Below are 21,458 nucleotides of genomic sequence, written 5' to 3' on the forward strand. Positions count from 1 at the left end.
TTATGCTCCCTCGCCCGCTAGTGCGCGCTGAATGACTTGTTTTAGTAGGCGACGCGTCAACGGTATCTTAAAGTCGTTTTGACCATTACCTTTGGCATCATTCAATAACAGATCAGCGGCTTGCGCGATAATGTCATTATTGCCATCGGTATCCGTTAAAAGTGCCTCAACTTCTTCATTACGCCATGGCTCCGTACCGATACCACCAAATGCCAATCGTACCGTTTTTAGATTACCGTTATCATCAGCGTCTATCACTGCGGCACAGGACACGAGCGCAAACGCATATGAGGCGCGATCTCGCACTTTGTCATAGGTGTGCATACCTTTGATAGGCGCAGGTAATACAACATGAGTGATTAACTCGCCTGCCTCTAATACGTTTTCAATATGCGGCGTGTCTTTTGGTAAGCAATAAAAATCCTTCACATTGATAGAACGAGTCGATCCATCCGCTTTAACTGTCTCGATAGTGGCATCTAGCAAGCGCATCGCCACTGCCATATCAGATGGGTGCTGAGCGATACAGGCATCGCTCGTACCTAGAATAGCCAGCGTACGGTTCTCGCCATTGATAGCAGGACAACCTGTGCCCGGTTCACGCTTGTTGCAGGCACTGTCTGTCTGGTAAAAATAATAACAACGGGTGCGCTGTAAGAAATTACCGCCAGTCGTTGCTTTATTGCGCAGCTGTCCGGTCGCTCCTGCCAAAATCGCTCGGGATAATACGGGATAATTGGCAATAACGTCAGGATGAGCTGCCAAATCACTATTGGTCACAAGCGTGCCAATACGTAGACCACCATCAGCAGTAGATTCAACCTGTTCTAATTCTAGACGGGTAATATCTACCAATTTAATTGGCGTCTCAATCTCCAATTTCATTAAGTCTAGTAAGTTAGTACCGCCTGCGATAAATGACGCATCTTTGGTACTGGCAGATATTGCCGCTTGCTCTGGTGCATCAGCACGGCTATATTCAAAGCGTTTCATGGGCGGCCTCCTGTTGTAGCAGTTACTGTCTTATTATTCGCTGAGGTCTTACCAAGTTGTGCCTCGCTCGGTGGCGGTGACCAGATACCTGTGACACTTGAGTTTTGCACTGCGCTGTCAGTTATTTGAGTACTAGCTTCTTGTATTTGACTATCTGATACCTGACTTTCAAGCACTTGGGAGATGGCTTTGATAATATTTGGATAGGCTGAGCAGCGGCAGATATTACCGCTCATGCGCTCAGCAATTTCTTGTACAAGGCGACCATCAGGATTTTTCAAGTCGGTGCTCACATGGCTTGGCCAGTTTTGCTTTACTTCTTCTATCAAGGCGGTCGCTGAACAAATCTGACCAGGAGTGCAGTACCCGCACTGAAATGCATCATTGTCTTTAAACGCTTGCTGCAATGCCGACAGTGACTCTGGCATTCCAATGCCTTCAATTGTTGTAATGTCATCACCATCATGCATAACGGCGAGTGTCAGACAAGAGTTAACCCGTCGTCCATTGATGAGCATGGTACATGCCCCGCATTGACCGTGATCGCAGCCTTTTTTGGGTCCAGTAATTTGTAGGTGCTGACGACAGACGTCAAGCAGTGTCGTACGGGCGTCAAGATTCTCGAGCTGATAATCTTGCTTATTGATTGTTAAGGTCAAAGTAGACATGCTGGCTTCTCGCTGGCAGATGAACATAATAGAATGGTGAAATACGCTTCAAAATGACAGCGTTAATAAATTTATTATGACGTATGAAAAAAGTTGTTTTGTTTTTACTTTGTAGGGATTCCAGTGTAGTTTCTAATCTGTGAGAGTATCGAAATGTTAGCGCACTAATAGGTGGTATGTTTTTTGTCCTCAGTTTTTAACGTTATTTCAAAGTAAATCTCGATAAAAAAAAGCCTCATAAACAGTCAGTTTATGAGGCTCTTAAATAGACTTTTTACGTATAGTATTTAGTAGATATGTCTATTAAAAATGTTCTTTGCTTAGATAATAACTGGCTAGGCTTTCGTGATAATCGTTTCTTCATCAAAACGTGATTTTGGTAACTCAGCGTTAAAATCATCTTTACTACGATAACCGAGCGACACGACCGCCACAGCGGTGTAGCCCTTACTACGTAAATCAAACTCTTCATCAAGTGCTTTCAAATCCGCCCCTTCCATCGGAACCGCATCAATACCCAAAGTTGCCGCTCCTAGTAGTAGAGCGCCCATATTAAGATACAATTGCTCTATCAACCAATGTGGCTCGTCCTTTTGCTCATAACGACGAATGTCCAAAAACATTTTACGCGTCTGATGCATTTGCTCTTTAAATTTTGGCTCTGCGAAACGACCATCTGCATCTTCTTTTTCTAAGATGTCATCTAGAAACTCATCATCGGCATAGACACGGCTACAGAATACAATGACGTGCGAGGCACCTTTTACTTTGGCATCGTTGAACTCGTACATGCCCTCCGTGCCTTTTGCGATTCAGGCTTTACCAGCTTCATCATCAGCAATGACAAAATGCCAAGGCTGAATATTGGTACTCGAAGGACTGAGGCGCAAAATATCCTTTAGACTTTGGAAATCTTCTGTTGAGATTTTCTTATCGGTATCAAACTCTTTTGTGCTATAGCGCCAGTTCATTGCTTCAGTGATATTTTTCATCTGTGACTCCATTATTGATATTAATTTTTTATTCTTTATTAGAATCTTTCTTCTTCAATTATCATTTCAACGAAGCCACTTTAAATAAAAAGCTATTTTGTGACCATGCCTGCTTGGTTAAGTATTCGTAGGTTTTGTTATGACTGAGTCAGCGTATTGCAAAAACGCCTACTTTCTTATTAGTAATGGTTACAATTACGCTACCGAATTGGCGACGCCGACTGCGCAGACTACATTGTAATCACTTAGTCATTCTCTTAGTATGAACTGACTTACTATCCAGCAACTAGGTACATCTGTTTGATTCCAACTGATATGCCACTATCTATACATCCCAAATAAAACATAAATAATAATACCCGCGAGGAAATATGAGTACATCAGAAAAACCACTCCGAATAGATATCGTCTCAGACGTCGTCTGCCCTTGGTGCGTCATCGGTTATCGCCAATTAGCAGCAGCACTTGAGCAAACCAATACCGCTCACACTATCCACTGGCATCCGTTTGAGCTAAACCCAAATATGCCAAGCAAAGGTCAAAACCTACGTGAGCATATTATTGAAAAGTACGGCTCTACTAAACAAGAATCAGATGCTAGCCGAGTCAGAATGACTGAAGCTGGACAGGAAGTTGGCTTTGAATTTAATTTCAATGATGACACACGCATGCACAACACCTTTAACTTGCATCAGCTGCTACATTTCGCTGATCAACAAGGCCGCATGCATGAGCTAAAGCAAGCCTTATTTGCCGCGCATTTCACCAATAACAGAGATATCTCCGATATCAATGTGCTTGCCGATATTGCAGCAGAGACTGGGCTTGATCGTAGTGAATCATTGGCAGTGTTAGAAGGTCAATTTTTTGCGAAAGAAGTACGAGCAGAAGAACAGCATTGGCAACAGCAAGGCATCCAAAGTGTACCAGCGATTATCTTTAATGAGCGTCATCTGGTCAGCGGTGCGCAAGGGGTCGAGAACTATATCAGTATCTTAGAGCAATTGGCCAACATGACTGAGTAAACCATACGACGTTATAAAAATGTCATTCTATAAAAGGATACTTTATGTCTTCTGAACGCTTTCCTTCGATTATTGTGTTTGACGTCAATGAAACACTGCTCGATATCGATACGCTAACGCCTTTATTCATGCGCGTCTTTGGTAAGCAAAGAGTGCTCAGAGAATGGTTCGCTCAGCTGGTACTGTACTCACAGACCATGACGTTGTCCGGTCTCTATACGCCTTTTGGCGAGCTCGGCGTTGGTGCATTGCAAATGGTTGCTAATATCAGACAAGTGACTTTGACAGACACCGATATCAATGAGTTCAAAGAAAGAATGAGCGCGTTGCCTGCCCATCCTGATGCAGCGCCAGCACTGACTCGTTTGCGCGATGCAGGGTTTCGACTGGTCACACTGACTAATTCAGCAAGCAGTGCGTCTCCAACGCCATTAGAAAAAGCAGGACTCAGTCAATTCTTTGAGCAGCACTTTAGTATTGAGACTGTTGGCAAGTTTAAGCCAGCACCTGATACTTACCAATTGGTGGCTGATACGCTAGCCGTTGACACATCAGATTTATGCCTTGTTGCCTGTCATCTCTGGGACACTATAGGCGCACAAGCGGCAGGTTGTCGTGGTGCATTTTTGACCCGTCCCTATAATGCGATGCTAAATGCGCCCAATGTACCAGTTCCAGATTTGACCGCATCAGATTTATCGACACTAGCGGATCTAATCATTAGCAAAAAGAGTGCTTGAGACTTTCAATCACTAAGCTATGTGTGGAAATAATATTAAAAAAAGGCTGCTTCAATATTGAAGCAGCCTTTTTTATTTTTAACTAAGCATTTCTAAGACAATAACGTCGTTGCTGTCTTTGTTGATTACTCTGAGAAGTGTACAACCGTACGGATACTTTCGCCTTTGTGCATCAAGTCAAACGCTTCGTTGACGTCTTCTATTGGCATCGTATGAGTGATGAAGTCTTGTAAAGGAATCTCGCCTGCTAGATAACGCTCGACATAACCTGGTAGTTCTGTACGACCTTTTACACCGCCAAATGCTGAGCCCTTCCAGACTCGACCAGTCACTAACTGGAATGGACGGGTTGAGATTTCTTGTCCAGCGCCAGCCACACCGATAATGACCGACTCGCCCCAACCTTTATGGCAGCACTCTAGCGCTGAACGCATAACATCGACGTTACCGATACATTCAAACGAATAATCCACACCGCCATCGGTTAGCTCAACAATAACTTCTTGAATCGGTTTGTCATAATCTTTCGGATTGATGCAATCGGTTGCGCCTAGTTTTTTAGCTAACTCAAACTTGCTCTCGTTAATATCAATCACAATGATACGGCTGGCTTTTGCCATAGCAGCACCGATGACTGCGGATAGTCCAATGCCGCCTAGACCAAAGATAGCAACGGTAGCGCCCTCTTCAACTTTAGCCGTATTCATGACCGCGCCCATGCCCGTGGTCACACCGCAACCAAGCAAGCAAACTTCTTCTAATGGCGCTTCTTTATTGACTTTAGCCAAAGAAATCTCTGGTAAAACCGTGTACTCAGAAAAAGTCGAGCAACCCATATAATGGTAAATAGGCTCGCCGTCTTTATAAAAACGCGTCGTGCCATCTGGCATCAAGCCTTTACCTTGCGTCTCGCGTACTGCTGAGCAAAGATTGGTTTTGCCTGAGCGGCACATTTTGCAAACGCCGCACTCTGCGGTATATAGCGGGATAACATGATCACCGACCTGCACGCTGGTCACGCCTTCGCCGACTTGCTCAACGATACCGCCACCTTCATGACCCAAAATCGCTGGGAATACGCCTTCTGGATCTTCACCAGATAAGGTAAACGCATCTGTGTGACAGACACCGCTGGCCACGATTTTTACTAGTACTTCGCCTTTACGTGGTAGCATGACATCTACTTCTTCGATAGACAATGGCTGCTTTGGGCCCCAAGCGATGGCGGCTTTTGATTTGATAAATTTATCTGACATAGGAATCTCTCTTTTTGATTGTTATTGATGGATTGTAACGTAGCGTAAACTTAAAACGTCATTCACGCCCAATCATTATTTTTGTTCAATAAGGCTATCTGCTCGTTTTAATCGTCACGATTTCTACGATTAAAACGGATAAAGATAGACTGAGCTTATCTTGCCTGCCCTCTGTAGGCAAGCATTGATGACCATAAAGCAGCATCTATTTACATTGATACTAACCATTATATTTATTTCTGAGCGGATAACAATATGCTATATTTGCAAATATCTTTTACATATTGGTAATAATCATGCGCTGGGAAGGAATTAGTGAGTTTGTCTATGTCGCAGAATTCGAGAGCTTTACGCGTGGTGCAAAAGAGCTGGGTATCTCGACTGCACAAGTCAGCCGCCAGATCAGCGCGTTAGAGAAACGTTTAAACATAAAGCTGCTATATCGAACCACGCGCAAGGTCTCACTGACTGAAGAAGGACGTGTATTCTATCAGCATTGCCGCAGTGTACTCGATGGCTTGGATGCCGCTGAGCAAGCCGTAAGCAATTTACAATCAAAGCCTCAAGGCAGGATAAAACTAACAGCGCCCGTTACTTATGGTGAGCAGCAATTATTACCCCTTATCAATGATTTTATGATGCAGTATCACGATATCGAAGTGACTGCCTTTTTGAGTAATCAGAAAATTGATTTGATTGAAGGGGGTTATGATTTGGCCATTCGTATTGGCAAATTGCATGACTCGACGATGATGGCAAAGAAACTTAGCCTGCGTACTAATTTTGTCTGCGCTGCGCCCTCTTATCTGAGAAAACATGGCATACCACACCATCTAAGTGATTTAAGTCAACATAATTGCCTATTGGGTACTCGTGATTACTGGCACTTTATAGATACTGCTAAAGTAAAAGAGAACAGTCATACTCATGGTAAGACGGACAACCAACGAGCAAGTGTAGAAAGGAACCTGCGTGTCTCTGGTACGGTGCAATATAACAGCGGCTATAGTCTGGTCGATGCTGCACTAAAAGGGCTGGGTATCGTACAGCTGCCTGATTATTATGTACAAAAGTACTTAGCGTCTGGCGAGTTAGTCAGTTTACTCGATGACTATAGAGAACCCGAAGAAAGCATTTGGGCCATTTATCCACATAACCGTCATTTATCACCAAAGATTAGACTGCTCGTAGATTATTTGGCAGAACATTTGGTTTAACGTTCTGTTAAGACGTATTGCAATCACAAACCTGATTACGCACAATGAATATTCGATGTTGCTCATTATAGTTAGGACTGACCATACTACAGATAACTTATAGGTATCATTATGATTAAAATCGTCTCTATCGCTGCACTAGCAGTGGCCGTTTCCTCTTGTGCCAGTATCGATACGCTGCTAGATAAAACCAAGAGCACTGGTGCTATGACAGACACCACAACCTCTATCAATGCTGAAAAAGGCTTGGTGACCATGCAAAGTAATCACTCCGTTCAAGATACCGCAGACAAACTGGTCTCAGTTATCGAAAGCAAGGGTATGAAAGTATTTGCGCGAGTCGATCATCAGAAAAATGCACAGAGTGCCGACTTATCATTGAGACCAACGCAAGTCGTTATGTTTGGCAACCCTAAAGCGGGTACGCCATTAATGAACTGTGAGCAAACTGTTGCCATTGATTTACCGCAAAAAATATTAATTAGCGAAGATGCCGATAAAAAAGTATGGCTGTCATACAACAACCCTGACTACCTCAAGACACGCCACAATATCAAAGGTTGCGATACCGAGATTGCCAATATCTCAAAAGCACTTAATGCTATCAGTACTGCAGCCACAGCAAAATAATGTGCTCGGTATAGTTGAATAAATATACATTCGAGTAAATAAGTGAAATGTGCGGTGGAAGTAGTACTTATTTACTTGAAAATCCCTTATATTAAGAATGACTAGATTGCTCTATCTGGTCATTCAACTCTACTTTTAACTTCTTTGCGCACTCGATAATCTTTTTTCTATCGGCAGGAATAGCACCTTGGGCAATAGCGATTTCACGCATTTGAACCGTGATATCATAATGAGGATAGCTGGCGTTACGATGAAATAGACGCGCATCCACATCAATAAATACAGCAAAATCATGTAGCTCTTGCAAGCTATCCGCCAGCATATGACACCACTTATGGCCTTTGAATTTTATCTGCACAAAATCTACATATATCGCCATATAACCGCCTCTCTACTTATTCACTGGTTCGCTTATCTGTTTTTTAATTAGCTCAAAACACCTTAGCAATTTAATAACACTATCACCCAAAATCTTTATAACAATGCGTGCACATCTTTTTTAAGTTGTTTGAGTCGTTCTTGATACTCGCTATGACTGCTATCAAATGTACTCAGTCGTCCGTAGCGTAACTGACGGTAGTTTTGTCTAATTTCAATAAGCTTTGTCTGAATAACGATTGGGTCGCTACTATCTGTTAGCTGACTTGTAGCAGAGTGAGCATTGTTATCTTTACGGCTATCAATAGCTGATGCCAAACGTTCCAACCAAGCTAGCTGCCCTTCATTATCATTGCGAGCTAATAACTTATCATGCTTGGCAACACGTTTTGAGAGCTGAGCAAGAGGTAGGTCTGCTGGATGCCAGCGTTTACGGCGGCGATACCAAATGACAAATACTAAGATAGCCATAACGGAAACCGCACTGGTGGCTAACCAAATGATTTGCTGCATGATTGAGCTGATATTGAACCATTTGAGTAGCGAGTCGGCCTGTTTGTCTTGGTCATAGCCGACTACGTCTTTTTGCCAGTAGTAGCTCGCTTGGTCTGATAGGCGGCGTAGCGTTTGTAGCATTTGATACTGCTGATAGCTGATTTGTGCACTGGCACCATTGCCAAACATAGCTGCCCCCTGCTGCTGGGTCATCGTATTCATACCTTGCTCTACTCGCTCAGGCGCCACAAAGGCTGTCGGATCCACACGTACCCAGCCTTGGCCCTCAAGCCAAACCTCAGTCCATGCGTGTGCATCCATTTGCCGCACTTCCCATACGTTACCATTGCGACTTGGCTCACCGCCTTGATAGCCCGCTACTACTCGTGCAGGAATACCAGCGGCGCGTAGCATAAAGGTAAAGCTTGACGAATAATGCTCACAGAACCCTGCTTTGGTTTCAAATAAAAACTCGTCAATCCGATTGGTATTGAGCCGTGGTGGCGACAACGTATAGCGAAACTCTGTTCGATTGATCCATTGCTCAATAGCAGCGATGTAGCGCACAGGGTCTGAACCTGACTGCTCAAATAATTGCTTAGCAAGCGCGCGTGCTTGTGGATTACCTTCGTTAGGCAAGGCAAGATTCTCACGTCTTGATGTCTCTGTCAGAACTGGATCAATACGCATCTGTGTGAACTGCAACACATCATAGCGAAGTTGCTGCGTAACAGGTTGATCCTTTAATAAGGTAAATTCAGAGGTAGTATTGATATCTGGCTGCTGGGAGAACGGATAATCAAGACCGAATAGCCAGTTTTGCTGAGTGGGTTCTAAGATAACCTTGTAATTGACAGGTGCCGCCCTTAATTCGTCAGGTACAGTAGCAAAGGCATTCTGAATCCATGCAGGTGCTTGCAATCTCGACGACCATTGATTCTTTTGGGAAGCCGGACGCCATGTAACCCCATCAAAATCACTAAATACCAAACCACGCCAATACAGCTGCTGCTGCGGTGGACGCTCATCTGCAAACTCTACCCGAAAAGCCAGCTCAGTAGACTGTCCTAAATTAGCAAAATCACCAGGCGACATACTGTCAGAGACGCCAGTAACGGCTTGCTGACCTGAGAGCTGCACTGACCACAGCGGCGGCAGTCTCGGAAAAAACAGAAATAGCACCACCAATAATGGTAACGCGCCAACCCCTAACACACCCAATGTACGCAAGCGTCCATCACCGCTAGCATTGCTATCATCATTAAGCGCAACAAATGCTAGCAATACAATGACTGCGCCAACGATCACTTCTAAAGTAGTCAGTAAACCTTGGTCCATCAAAAATAATGCCGCAAGCACGAACAATGATAGATTTAACACTACATAAGCATCACGGCGCTTATATAGCTCCCACAGTTTGCTAACTAGGCATAGTACCAAAAATGCCACACCCATATCGAGCCCAAATGCTGTATTGTAGGTTAGCCACAGACCTAATAGCCCCAGCAGAAAGCCTAGCATTTGCATACTTTGATAAATGCGCTTTAGGTGCGATAGTTTTTTGAATTTAGCTTTGATATGAGGCAATTGAGCGGCGATACTGACGGCGGCAAATCCTATCAGCCATAATGGTAAATGTGCGGCATGCGGTAACACGACGACGACTTGAGCAATTAATACCCAATAATAAGCTGGCAGTGCAAATAACTTACGATACCATTTAGCGCCATTTCGCTCAGGTCGAATTGAGACTTTTTGACCTAAAGCCAACTGCTCAAAGCTAGCCGTTTTTGTAGTATCGACCGCAGAATATTCTGTGGACCGTGTATCAACATCAGCAGAAGATAAGCTTTTAGAGTTGATCATGGTGCTTTCGCAAGCCTTAGCAAGCATGCTTGCGCAAAGGATTCTCCGTTACCCATCTCCGTAGTAGCAGGAGTATCACTAGGTAAACGCATTTGAAACGGCACGCCTAGCTGACCCAGCGTCAATGCCCCATAAGCCAATTGTGCAAGTTTTTGCTCGTGATGTGCAGCTGGCATATCTGCATAATCAAGCGTTTGCTCATGACCGACCGGATCAGCGAAGTGCTTGGTCAGCATACCTTGCCCCCGCGCTACATGCCCCCAAGAGACTCGGGCCAATGACTCACCCTCGACATAGTTATCTAATCGCTCAAAGTCGTCCTGACCCTGTCTATACTGCCCACCTGTTGGTAAATCCTCTAAGCTTGCAATTGCATATTTTGCTTGCCAGTCAAAAACTTCAGGTTTTGGATATACCCAAGCTGTACGCGCAAAGTAGACATAAGACCATGCACGCATAATACCTAATGGATAAACTGTTTTTATTTTTAACCGCGGTAGTTCAAGTTGACCACGGTTGTAGGTCTGGACAGGCAGTCGAATGACTTGCTCACCTTGTAATCGCGTGATAAGCACTGAGCTTTGCGTGTTTGTGACATTTTTGGTTTTTTTGTTGGCTATCTGCTCAAATTCAAATAGTAACTGGCGCCTTGGTTGGCGACTATCACTATTCAACTGTAGTGTAACCCAAACAGGCAAGCCAGCTTCTGTCATAGTGACTTCTAGTAAACGCACTTGCAGACCAGATATATGAGCAAAAGTGACATGAAAACTAATTAGCCAAATACTGACCAGATAAAAGCACAAACCAAGCACCAAATTGTTGCCATAATTGATACCCGCGATAAAGGTAATCCCTAACAATACGGCGAATAGCATTCCTTCACGACTAAAGAAAATATAGACATTACGCAAATTAAGCGTAGCACTATCACTCTTAGGTACGCGCGCGGCAAACCAGCGGCTCAGAGCTGATTTTATTGGTGCGGTTAAGGCCTTTGGTAACAAGCTCATGACTACCCTATTATTACCATCTGATTGACAATGCTGTCGGTATTTATATCTGACTGACAAACAAACTCACGAATAGAACGATACAGTTGATTCAGGACAATTTGAATACAAGAAAAGCGGGTGAAAATACCGTAAATAGTGAACTGAGTGACTTTGATATTTTTTCTAAGTTATATAGATTTGACTATGTGTAGAATTATGGTTCACCGATGCAATTAATCAATAGGGTCAAACAGCATATCAGCTGCTAAGCGACGACTGACACTTCTGCTAGGATACGTTGGGCGATGGTTTTTGTTGCTTGCCCACCAGTCACATGCGCGGGTACGAAACGCTGACCGAGGCGATGATCAGTGACCGCAGCAAACACTGCTTGTATATCTTCAGGGGTCACTTCCATATATCCCGATACATAAGCATGCGCTTGGGCAGCACGTTGTAGTGATAACATGCCGCGAGGTGATAAACCATGATACTCTTGGCTTGCACGAGTTTTTGCAACCAGTCTTTGCAAGTAATCCAGTACTGTATCTGCCACATAAACTTGCCTGACACCCTGCTGAGCCAATAGTACAGCTTCAGTATCAAGCACCGTATCCAAATCTTTGAGCAGCTCGCGACGATCTTTACCTTTTAGCAGCTCACGCTCTGCGGCAGGCGATGGATAACCCAATGATAAGCATAATAAAAATCTGTCTAACTGCGACTCTGGGAGCGGATAGACACCTGCTTGTTGCAATGGATTTTGGGTGGCAATGACAAAGAATGGCTGTGGCAAAGGATAAGTCTGGCCATCTTGCGTGACTTGTCGCTCCTCCATCGCTTCAAGTAGCGCACTCTGCGTTTTGGGACTGGAACGGTTTATTTCATCAGCAAGTAATAACTGTGTAAAGATAGCGCCCGGACGAAACTCAAATTGTTGTTTACTTTGGTCGTAGATGCTCATACCTAAAATATCAGCAGGCAACATATCATTGGTAAATTGCACTCGGCTAAAGCTTAAACCTAATAACTGTGCCAAGCCCTGTGCCAAAGTCGTCTTACCCATACCAGGCAAGTCCTGCAATAACAAATGACCGCCTGCCAGGATACAACTGAGTGCTAGCCTAACTGCTTGCGGCTTGTCCAATATAATCTGATTTAATTGCGCTAACAGCTGTGCAATTTTTTGCTGATTGCGTTGAAAATCAACCGTACTAGGGATGGACTGGCTAAGCGGATTCGCTGTTCTCTGAGAGATGGATAATGATCTATCGTTAGCTGCATGGGTCATAGTAGGTTATTGGCTCATTTTTTAGATCATAACGATGATAAGTCAGTTCATATCATCTGTAACGGTTGGTGCAGCGGCACGGAGCGTAGATAAATAAGCAATGATATCGGCACGCTCTTTCGCATCTGGCATCGGGTCAGACAGCATTTTGGAATCTGGCATGGCTTTTTGGGCATCTGCAATGTATGGATCGAGTGTCTCTGCATCCCATACCCAACCTGAATCTTCTAGCCCTTGGCTGTAGGTATAGTCTTTTAACTCGGCAGCCGGCGCACCATATATATTCATTAATTGTGGGCCTTTTTTATTCAGACCTGCATTACGTTGGTGGCATTGACCGCAAGCATCTTTATAAATTATCGAACCGTTGTCTGCATCGCCGTCAGTATATAAAGGCAGAGTCACAGGAGCGCGGTGGTCAGGTGGTGTTTTCTCACAAGCTGAGAGCAACAGAACAGCAGCCAAAAGGCTGCTCATTTGATATCTACTGATAAGGGACATTTTTAGCAATCTTTGGTTGAGGAATATCATCGCCATAGTATAAACGATATGATGTATTGGCCTTTTAACTCGCTACCTTTATTGTGCTACTAGGCTCTTCTAAATAATACCCTTGCAAATAGCGCGCGCCCACACTCCAAGCGACTGACATCGTTGCTGCATCTTCGATATAAGGCATGAGCACATCGACTTTGATGTCATTAGTACGTGTGATAATAGACTTAACCGTCTCTAAATTCTCTGCTGAACCAATATCTTGAATATAGCTACGCGCTAAGCGTACCATATTAGGCTGGACAAAATTGGCGATTTCAATAGACTTGGCGGAAGAACCAAAATTATTAATACCAATTTGACAGTTGACATCGTTGAGCTCAGAAAATTGAGATTTCGCGACGGTTAGATGATCAGAGATATCTATTTCATTGAACTGTAGCGTTAATACACCAGCTGCGCCGCCTACTGCTTTTATCAATTGACTCGCCACTATCGGCAATTTTTTATCGACCAGTGAAGCATTGGTTAATTGTACTAACAGTTTGGCTTCAGGATGAACTTTACGGACGTCATTGATTTTCTTACAGGCATTGATAAGCACCCATCGATCGATCTTTTCTAACAGTTGATGTTTTTTAGCCACCGCCATAAATTGATCAGGAGTTAATACCGTATTGTCAGCATCTGACAAAGGTAACCGTAGATACACTTCAAAGAAGTCGCTACGATCGTTATTGATGTCGTATATTGGCTGAAATGATAGATCAAAACGGTTATTAGTAATGGCATCCACTAATGACTCAGCAAGCGCATGATCATCGCTATTGGCATGTTCGCTTGGGTCATATATACGGTAAGATCCACCACTGTTAGAAGTCTCTACCATGATTTGGCTGATAGCATCCATGGCGCGTTCTAATATAATGACAGGCTCTACAGGATTTTTTTCAATCTTGACAACAGCAATACTAACTGTTGTATTGGTTGTACGTTTATCAAATTCAATAAACATATCCTTGATAGAGGATCCGATATTTTTAGCAAGTTCTTCAAGATCATTCGTCGTCTTGTTTTTTACTAATATCGTGAATGCAGTATCGCTGAAACGGCTTACATGCCCATCAGGTACTAGCTCAGTCAACGTGTGGGCAACTTGTTTGACCGTTGCATCTATTCCTTGTAGACCCAAACTACTTCTTATTTTTCCTACATTATCAACCTGCACATATAACAGGGCTGCGATCATTAGTCCTTGGGACGCCTGCTGATGTATTGCTATCATCTGATCTTCAAAACCGCGACGATTATCTAAGCCAGTTAAATTATCTTTACGTTCAGCTTCGGCTAAACGCTTGGCAACCTCTGCACTATTGTTACTATTCTGCTGAATAATAATCTGAATGACTGGCTCGCCCTCTAACGTGGCTGATGCTAATTGTAGTTTCGCTTCAAAAGTACTACCATCTGTCCGTACACTTTCAAAATTAAACTCAACGTCTTGGCGACTACCTTTATCAAACTGACGTAAAAACTGTTTAAACCCTTGGACATTGTCTTTACCTGAAATCAGGTCAATAATAGGGACGCCTACCACTTCATTCATCGATTTAAAGCCGAATAGCTGAAGATAAGGCTCATTAGCAAGTATATGAATACCCTCGTCTATATAAGCGACCGCGCTCTTAGAGTTCTTAATCAATACATTGGCACGTTGTTCTGCTTCAGAAAGCACTTGCCGTAAGGTTTTTAGCTCACGACGACTGCGCAAACTACTATGCTGTAGACAAATAGCCATTACCACTGGCATTTCTTGATTCATTTCAAGCGCTTTGACCATCGTGCCACTAATCACAGTCGGTAGCTCATACTCATTGTAGGCCGTCGACGCTATCTCTTCATTCGTTAAACAGATCATTGGCAGATCGATATTTTGCTCTTGTACGATGCTCACCACATCTGTAAAGCTCATATTATAAGCTTTGCCAAATACCAGTACATCCCACGGTTGGCGCAGAAGTTTTAATAGCTCTTCTTTATCGTCTAAAAACCCTAAATTCACACTATCATAATAAGGACTCAATAACTGCACAAGACGTTCAGCATAGAGCTGATCGTCATTGATCACCAATAAATTTAAAAGAGATTGAGAGCGCATAAGGAGCCTTTTAGTCGTACGTATTGTTATCTATTATTTTGTTACTTTACATCTTTGTCTAAAACTAACCTAGCACATAAAAGACGCTAACGTTAATATTCTATGAATCCTATCAGTATAGACTGAGTTTTCACTATGATAATTATTTTATAGTTAGAGATATCATAAAAGTCAGAGTAACAATATTTATCATTATAGACAATAATTAGACCAACTGCAGATTAACTTATGCCCTTTGTCGCCTACTATATTACTGACAAAAATCTGTATAAATTCTTCGTTATGGCCTGAAGTACTTGTCGCACCTAAGTACCTCTAAGCTTTATAACTGAGCCACCTCGTATTGACTAAACTTATCAGTCATCATCAGCCTGCGTCCTAATCGTAAAGAAGTTTGTTTATTGCCAATACGCATGATAACTCTATCATCAGGTTGAAAGTAAGAAGGTGGCACTATCAACGTGCCAGTAGTGTTCAGCTTTTCATCTTTTCCAAGGATAAATGCTGGTACAAAATGTCGACTTCGTTTTTGATTACCTTCCAAACGCAGTCCACATGCCACAATTTTATGCCCGAGTATTTGCCATTCTACTTCTGGATTTTTGGTATCTACATTGAACCAGCGTACCATCCCTATTGACCAATTAGGTTGTTCTGTGGTTTCAGAGCCATAGACCAAAATCAGGCTCATAATGTGTAAAGGTTGAGGTGCTGTTATAGAAAGATCAGGGACAGTTTTTTCTACAATAAGCTCTTCTTTATTGAGAATGATTTCGTCGGCAACATTCTTATTGTGTTCACCAGCTTTTGGCAACAAATGCAGTTTGCGATATGCTGAAGAACTTTCATAGTCGTCAAATATCTCAATATTTATAACGCTACTGCAGCTACGCTCGCTATCAAATGTATCGTATAAAGGCCTGTCTTCTTCTCGTAAATGCTTTATAGCGATCAAATTGGCAAAAGTTTTTGAATGACCTACTTGGTAGTGTATATCATTAAAATTGGTGATTAACTTTGCCTGCTGCTTGCTAGTATATTTGGTTGCCAAGGTAAGTGGCGGCTGCAAATAGCGATAGCTAATGGTCATCGAAATAGCATTAAGCAGACTATATTCTGCTGTGCCACCTTCTTCGATAAAGGCTTTTTTACGTGACTCAAAATATTCAACTATTGGTGTCAGTTCTATAAATAGACAGTCATGATGATCTTCATAGGGGTTGATATGAGAATTGACAGTCAGATAGCTTGGTGGATTACTGCTATGAAGATCAACAAAAACCTTTGTCTCGGTGGCAGGCTCCATTGTCGCGACCATGTGTTTAGCCCATTCAGGCAATAGACGCTGTAAGAGTAAGATATTCGGGCGCCTCATAGCACGCAAATTTAACAAGTGATGCAAACAAATTTGGCAATATAGCTGATGAATACTGTTTGTTTGGTTCGTGACAGTATGTATGCTTAAATCAATATCAGCTACTTTTCTCTGATGAGCCAGATAATATAACTGATTGACTTTAGACCACAGGTAATCTGATGGCTTTCGATAGCACAGTGCTTCTTCTGCTAATAGTTTTTGGTATCTTAATAGTGATTGATAAATCGCAATGGCAAGCGTGCTATCAGGTTTAGTTTCAGCACCAAAAAAACGCTGCCAACCTTTACCAGAAGATTGGTTTAGGGAGGCTTCTGACAACTGCGTCTCACGACGTATGACTTTGTCGTAAACCATAATAATTAAATAATGTAGCGATTGCATTTGAGCGATATAAGACATCTGATCCTGACTAAGCGCGCCTGTCTCATAGATATAGTGCTGCCTAAAAGCTGCAATCAGTCGGTCTGAGGCATCAATGACTGTTGCCATTAATTTAAGACGCTGTTGTTCATCCATATTGGATTCACGTAATACTGTCAGTAGACTCTCTAAATGTTCTGTTTGCTGCTCTTGGCTGAGCGCCGGTAGCGTTGCCAACATTTTTAACAAGTAACGTTCTTGACCATTTACTGAGCGATTAGATAGCGGAGGTAGTGGCTCTGTAGAATCTAAATGCTCTTGAAGCATTGATAACGTTATCATCAGTATCTTTACTCTTTATTAGTCACTCTGAGGCAATCAGTAATATGCAGCAGTACAAATACATGTATGGCATAAAAAATGTTTGTTAAGCTCGACTATAGAAAAGTGATGATATCTATTTATTGTGAGCCTAAATCTAGCAGTACGCTCTGACAATACCTACATACTGGCAAAGTTTTGTATTTAACGTTATATGCTTTTTAGTTAGATTACATACTGACAGTCTATATTCTGTTCCAATCATATATCTATTTATACTTATAAAAAAGCATAAATCCTAGCTTTTAGTTTCTAAAGATACTATCCGCATCTTTTTTTAAGAGCCGCTCTTTGTTTACTAATTCTCCTAAATTGATATAGTGCCCTACATTAGCTATTGCTGTAAATATCAATCGGCACTTTAAAAGGTTTATTAGGTAACTCTCTAACCAACTTAGGGACAAGATAGCCTGGCAATGATGCTAGCAATGACCAATAAAGCTCAATCGCTGCTTGCTCACTACTATCGAAATGCGCCGCACCAGCCACCTTGTCCAACACATGTAAATAATATGGTAGCACGCCAGAAGCAAACAAACGCTGACTAAGCTGTACTTGCGCGTTAAGGGTATCGTTGACACCTTTTAGCAACACGGCTTGGTTCAATAGCGTAATCCCAGCTACTCTCGCACGTTGCAAATACTCAGCAGTTGGTGCATCTATTTCATTAGCATGATTACAATGAATCACCATGACAATATTGCAGCGGCTTTGAGATAACCTCTCTAACAATGCAGCGTCCAAGCGTGCGGGTATCACCAATGGCAAACGCGTATGCAATCGAATGGTAGTAATCTGCGGAAGAGACTCCAAAGTATCTAACCATGAAAACAATCGTCTATTAGTCACATTTAGTGGATCACCACCACTCAAAATTACCTCATTGACCTCAGGATTTGCATTAATATAGTTGATGATATTTTCTTTTGCATCAGCAGTCGGCATATTGGCACTATAGTCAAAATGCTGGCGAAAGCAGTAACGGCAGTGAATAGCACACGCGCCTGTAATCGTTAACAATACTCTTGACTGATATTTATGAAGCAAGCCTTTTACAGGATTTTGAGTGTTTTCGCTTAGCGGATCTGCTACGTAGCCTGTGACGTTAATTTGCTCTTGCTGATCTGGCAGCACTTGTTTAAGCAAGGGATCATTACGGTCGCCAATAGCCATTTTTGTCACAAAGCCACGCGGCACACGCAGTTCAAAATGCTTAGGTACGTAAACTTCTGCACGCATTGAATCAAGCTGTAGGATACTCAATAGCTCATCAACAGATGTAATAGCTTCCGATAATTGCGTTTGCCAGTTTTTTTGTGTGATTAAATGGTTTATCATGACAGCCTATTACCTGTGCCCAAAATCCGATATTATACGCCCTTAGTGTCTAGCCTATCAAAGTATCCTCGTTAATCCGTAAATACTTGGCATAACAGAAAATTTTGGTACAGTCAGCCCTATGTCTTACTATTATATTTACAACCCCTAGGAGTTTCTTGTGGCAAGTTTTTCTACTAATGAATTTAAAGCTGGTCTAAAAGTGATGCTTGATGGCAACCCTTGTGCCATTCTTGAAAACGAGTTTGTCAAACCTGGTAAAGGTCAAGCCTTTAACCGTGTTAAGTTGCGCAATCTTCGTAGTGGCAAAGTACTGGAACAAACTTTCAAGTCAGGTGACAGCCTAGAAGCTGCTGATGTGATGGATACTGAAATGAACTATCTATATAACGATGGCGAGTTTTGGCATTTTATGCATCCTGAGAGCTTTGAGCAGATTCAAGCGGACAAAAACGCAATGAGTGATTCAATCAAGTGGTTAAAAGAAAACAGTAATGCTCTATGTACCATTACGTTATTTAATGGCGCTCCTCTGTCAGTCACGCCGCCTAACTTCGTTGAGTTAGAGATCACAGAAACAGATCCTGGCGTACGCGGCGATACTTCAGGCGGTGGTGGCAAACCTGCTAAATTAGAGACAGGTGCCGTTGTACGTGTACCATTATTTGTGCAACAAGGTGAAGTGGTACGTGTTGATACGCGTACTGGCGACTACCAAACTCGCGTGAACTAATATCGCTCTAAACATAACTGGTAGTTGATATTTACTGATATCTTTATCATCAATAAAAAAGCTTAACCACCATATAGGCGGTTAAGCTTTTTTTATATTTATCAATCTTAGTTATATCGAAATGCTAACCACGGACGCTAACATTAATATCTAGTAATTTACTCTTCTTCCAATGATTGCTTTTGTATCAGCCAATACTGTACTAAGGCATTCAACTGTTCTTGCTTAAAAGGTTTGGTGCAATAATCCTGCATACCAACTTTCAGATATTTCTCACGCTCGCCGTCCATTGCATTGGCAGTCAAAGCGATAATGGGCGGTAGTACTTGGGGGTCATATAATTCATGCAATTTAATAGTCGCCTGTACTCCATCCATAATCGGCATATGATGATCCATCAATATCACATCATAACGATCAGGGAATAAAGCAAAAGCCTCAATTGCTTGCTGACCATCCGTAACATGAGTCACGGTATGACCACTGTTAGTTAGTGCTTTTTTGGCAATAATCGCATTAACAGTATCATCTTCAACCAACAATATATGGCCAGACCGCTCATGCGTAGGTTCAATCATGGTCGTATCGTGAGAGTCTTGCCATGTCTCATACTTGTCTTCATCAATAGTAGTTAACGGCAACAATACGCTAAATGTCGTACCAACGCCTACTTCACTATTTACATGAATACGACCACCCATCAAATCGACTAGAGACTTACAAACAGAAAGTCCAAGTCCAGTACCACCGTAAATACGATGAGTAAATTTATTTGCCTGATCATAAGCATCAAATATCGCCTCTAACGACTCTTCTTTGATACCAACACCCGTATCTTTCACTTCTATACACAAAGTTATATTCTGACCAGTTTCATCGCATTCTATTTTGCTTGCTTCTTTTTCTTGACTCGTACTCACGAATTTTTCGTTAATGTTATTTGGACAGTAGCAATTGTCCATATGTTTAACATCGATACTTACTTGACCACCTTCACGCGTGAATTTAATCGCGTTATTGACCAAGTTTGCAATAATCTGTTTTAGACGTACAGGATCACCGTTTACATAAGGTGATAGTGTTTCAGTATAATGATAATCTAAGGTCAGGCCTCTTTGACGTGCCTTTATTGCAAATAAACTGACGACCTCATTGCATAAACTAGATAAATTCAATGGAATAGAATCAATCGTCATTTTTCCAGACTCAACTTTTGATAAGTCCAAAATACCATTAATGATTACCATCAAATGCTCATTGGAGACTTTAATGTTATCAACGTATTCTCGCTGTTCATTACTGAGTTGGGTATCGCCTAACATCTCTACCATACCGATAATACCGTTCATCGGTGTGCGAATCTCATGACTCATATTGGCCAAAAAGCTCGATTTCATCTCATTAGCACGCTTAGCATCACGCTGCTTATCTTGCAACTGCAAAGCATCAGCTGCCATTTTTGCAAACTCTGCCAAGATCTCTGATTGTTGCTCACTAAAACTATGATTAGGTTTCGTATCCATAAGGCATAAAGTACCTAGACGATACCTTTTATTGTCTTCATATAAGATAATAGGAGCACCAACATAAAATCGTAAATATGGAGAACCTGAGACCATGGGATTCTGGCTAAAGCGATCGTCGTTCCAAGTATCTGGCACTATAAAAACGTCATCGGACAATATCGTATAGTTACAAAAAGCAATGTCACGTGATGTCGTGCATACACTGTCAGATTCACTATCAAATTTACAAGCTGGTTTTAAATACTGTGTTTCCTCATCCATAAAAGTGATCGTAACGACTGGCACATCAAAAAACAGCTTTACGAGTTCAACAAGCCGCTCAAACGCAGGCTCCTCATCTTCATTGAGTACCTGATACTTTCTTAGCTTATTGATACGCTCTATTTCATCTACCGCGACAGGGTAGCTCTGCTGAGGTGAGTTAGATATAGACAAGGTAAACTCCGTTAAATAATATCAGACGTATTAGGGCGTGTTGAACATTCATAATTTGAGCCAGATATAAGCACAAGCAAGAGCGACCGTATTTTCATAACTCTGCTT

The 21,458-nt window shown here is 42.2% G+C and carries 19 protein-coding genes; 5 read left to right on the forward strand and 14 right to left on the reverse strand.

The window, feature by feature from the left end; translation table 11 throughout:
• From I3254_RS06505 to I3254_RS06520, 4 genes are all read right to left on the reverse strand, one after another.
• On the reverse strand, positions 1-993 hold the full coding sequence (locus tag I3254_RS06505) for a xanthine dehydrogenase family protein subunit M (RefSeq protein ID WP_238052158.1): 993 nt from the start codon (positions 991-993) through the stop codon (positions 1-3).
• Positions 990-1,661: a 2Fe-2S iron-sulfur cluster-binding protein gene (locus I3254_RS06510; protein ID WP_238052159.1), complete on the reverse strand. Its 672-nt coding sequence runs from the start codon at positions 1,659-1,661 to the stop codon at positions 990-992. Before I3254_RS06510 ends, I3254_RS06505 begins: the two co-directional genes overlap by 4 nt.
• 335 nt (positions 1,662-1,996) lie before the next feature.
• On the reverse strand, positions 1,997-2,452 hold the full coding sequence (locus tag I3254_RS06515) for a nitroreductase family protein (RefSeq protein ID WP_238052161.1): 456 nt from the start codon (positions 2,450-2,452) through the stop codon (positions 1,997-1,999).
• Positions 2,453-2,473: 21 nt separating this feature from the next.
• On the reverse strand, positions 2,474-2,653 hold the full coding sequence (locus I3254_RS06520; RefSeq protein ID WP_238052163.1) for a nitroreductase family protein: 180 nt from the start codon (positions 2,651-2,653) through the stop codon (positions 2,474-2,476).
• Positions 2,654-3,024: 371 nt separating this feature from the next.
• Between I3254_RS06520 and I3254_RS06525 the strand changes: the two genes are divergently transcribed.
• Both I3254_RS06525 and I3254_RS06530 read left to right on the forward strand, forming a co-directional pair.
• On the forward strand, positions 3,025-3,678 hold the full coding sequence (locus I3254_RS06525; RefSeq protein WP_238052164.1) for a DsbA family oxidoreductase: 654 nt from the start codon (positions 3,025-3,027) through the stop codon (positions 3,676-3,678).
• Between the two features lie 44 nt (positions 3,679-3,722).
• Positions 3,723-4,418: a haloacid dehalogenase type II gene (locus tag I3254_RS06530; RefSeq protein WP_238052165.1), complete on the forward strand. Its 696-nt coding sequence runs from the start codon at positions 3,723-3,725 to the stop codon at positions 4,416-4,418.
• A gap of 125 nt (positions 4,419-4,543) precedes the next feature.
• Here I3254_RS06530 and I3254_RS06535 read toward each other — a convergent pair whose 3' ends face one another.
• On the reverse strand, positions 4,544-5,674 hold the full coding sequence (locus I3254_RS06535) for an S-(hydroxymethyl)glutathione dehydrogenase/class III alcohol dehydrogenase (protein ID WP_102093853.1): 1,131 nt from the start codon (positions 5,672-5,674) through the stop codon (positions 4,544-4,546).
• A gap of 296 nt (positions 5,675-5,970) precedes the next feature.
• On the opposite strand from I3254_RS06535, the gene I3254_RS06540 reads away from it, so the two are divergent.
• Positions 5,971-6,891 (forward strand): LysR family transcriptional regulator, encoded by a 921-nt coding sequence (locus tag I3254_RS06540; RefSeq protein WP_238052166.1) that lies wholly within the window; start codon positions 5,971-5,973, stop codon positions 6,889-6,891.
• 111 nt (positions 6,892-7,002) lie between these two features.
• Complete coding sequence (locus tag I3254_RS06545; protein ID WP_238052167.1) at positions 7,003-7,521, forward strand: DUF302 domain-containing protein; 519 nt, start codon at positions 7,003-7,005, stop codon at positions 7,519-7,521.
• Between the two features lie 91 nt (positions 7,522-7,612).
• On the opposite strand, the gene I3254_RS06550 is transcribed toward I3254_RS06545, so the two are convergent.
• The 8 genes from I3254_RS06550 to epmB form a co-directional block, all read right to left on the reverse strand.
• Positions 7,613-7,900 carry a DUF4031 domain-containing protein gene (locus I3254_RS06550; protein WP_238052168.1) on the reverse strand — a complete coding sequence of 96 codons (288 nt, stop codon included), beginning with the start codon at positions 7,898-7,900 and terminating at the stop codon, positions 7,613-7,615.
• Between the two features lie 95 nt (positions 7,901-7,995).
• On the reverse strand, positions 7,996-10,260 hold the full coding sequence (locus I3254_RS06555; protein WP_238052170.1) for a DUF3488 and transglutaminase-like domain-containing protein: 2,265 nt from the start codon (positions 10,258-10,260) through the stop codon (positions 7,996-7,998).
• A complete protein-coding gene (locus tag I3254_RS06560; RefSeq protein WP_238052171.1) occupies positions 10,257-11,273 on the reverse strand; it encodes a DUF58 domain-containing protein in 1,017 nt (338 codons plus the stop codon). Before I3254_RS06560 ends, I3254_RS06555 begins: the two co-directional genes overlap by 4 nt.
• 247 nt (positions 11,274-11,520) lie before the next feature.
• Positions 11,521-12,546, reverse strand: a complete 1,026-nt coding sequence (locus I3254_RS06565) for a MoxR family ATPase (protein WP_238052172.1) — start codon at positions 12,544-12,546, stop codon at positions 11,521-11,523.
• Between the two features lie 42 nt (positions 12,547-12,588).
• A complete protein-coding gene (locus I3254_RS06570) occupies positions 12,589-13,011 on the reverse strand; it encodes a c-type cytochrome (protein ID WP_238052174.1) in 423 nt (140 codons plus the stop codon).
• 100 nt (positions 13,012-13,111) lie between these two features.
• Positions 13,112-15,199, reverse strand: a complete 2,088-nt coding sequence (locus I3254_RS06575) for a GGDEF domain-containing phosphodiesterase (RefSeq protein ID WP_238052175.1) — start codon at positions 15,197-15,199, stop codon at positions 13,112-13,114.
• A gap of 322 nt (positions 15,200-15,521) precedes the next feature.
• Complete coding sequence (locus tag I3254_RS06580; RefSeq protein ID WP_238052176.1) at positions 15,522-17,279, reverse strand: hypothetical protein; 1,758 nt, start codon at positions 17,277-17,279, stop codon at positions 15,522-15,524.
• Between the two features lie 369 nt (positions 17,280-17,648).
• Positions 17,649-18,656: an EF-P beta-lysylation protein EpmB gene (gene epmB / locus I3254_RS06585; RefSeq protein ID WP_238052177.1), complete on the reverse strand. Its 1,008-nt coding sequence runs from the start codon at positions 18,654-18,656 to the stop codon at positions 17,649-17,651.
• A 160-nt stretch (positions 18,657-18,816) separates the two neighbouring features.
• On the opposite strand from epmB, the gene efp reads away from it, so the two are divergent.
• Positions 18,817-19,389 (forward strand): elongation factor P, encoded by a 573-nt coding sequence (efp, locus tag I3254_RS06590; RefSeq protein WP_057761310.1) that lies wholly within the window; start codon positions 18,817-18,819, stop codon positions 19,387-19,389.
• Positions 19,390-19,547: 158 nt separating this feature from the next.
• On the opposite strand, the gene I3254_RS06595 is transcribed toward efp, so the two are convergent.
• Complete coding sequence (locus I3254_RS06595; RefSeq protein WP_238052178.1) at positions 19,548-21,350, reverse strand: GAF domain-containing hybrid sensor histidine kinase/response regulator; 1,803 nt, start codon at positions 21,348-21,350, stop codon at positions 19,548-19,550.
• Positions 21,351-21,458: the final 108 nt, after the last annotated feature.

The organism is Psychrobacter sp. Ps2, assembly GCF_022129405.1.
Classification (GTDB): domain Bacteria; phylum Pseudomonadota; class Gammaproteobacteria; order Pseudomonadales; family Moraxellaceae; genus Psychrobacter.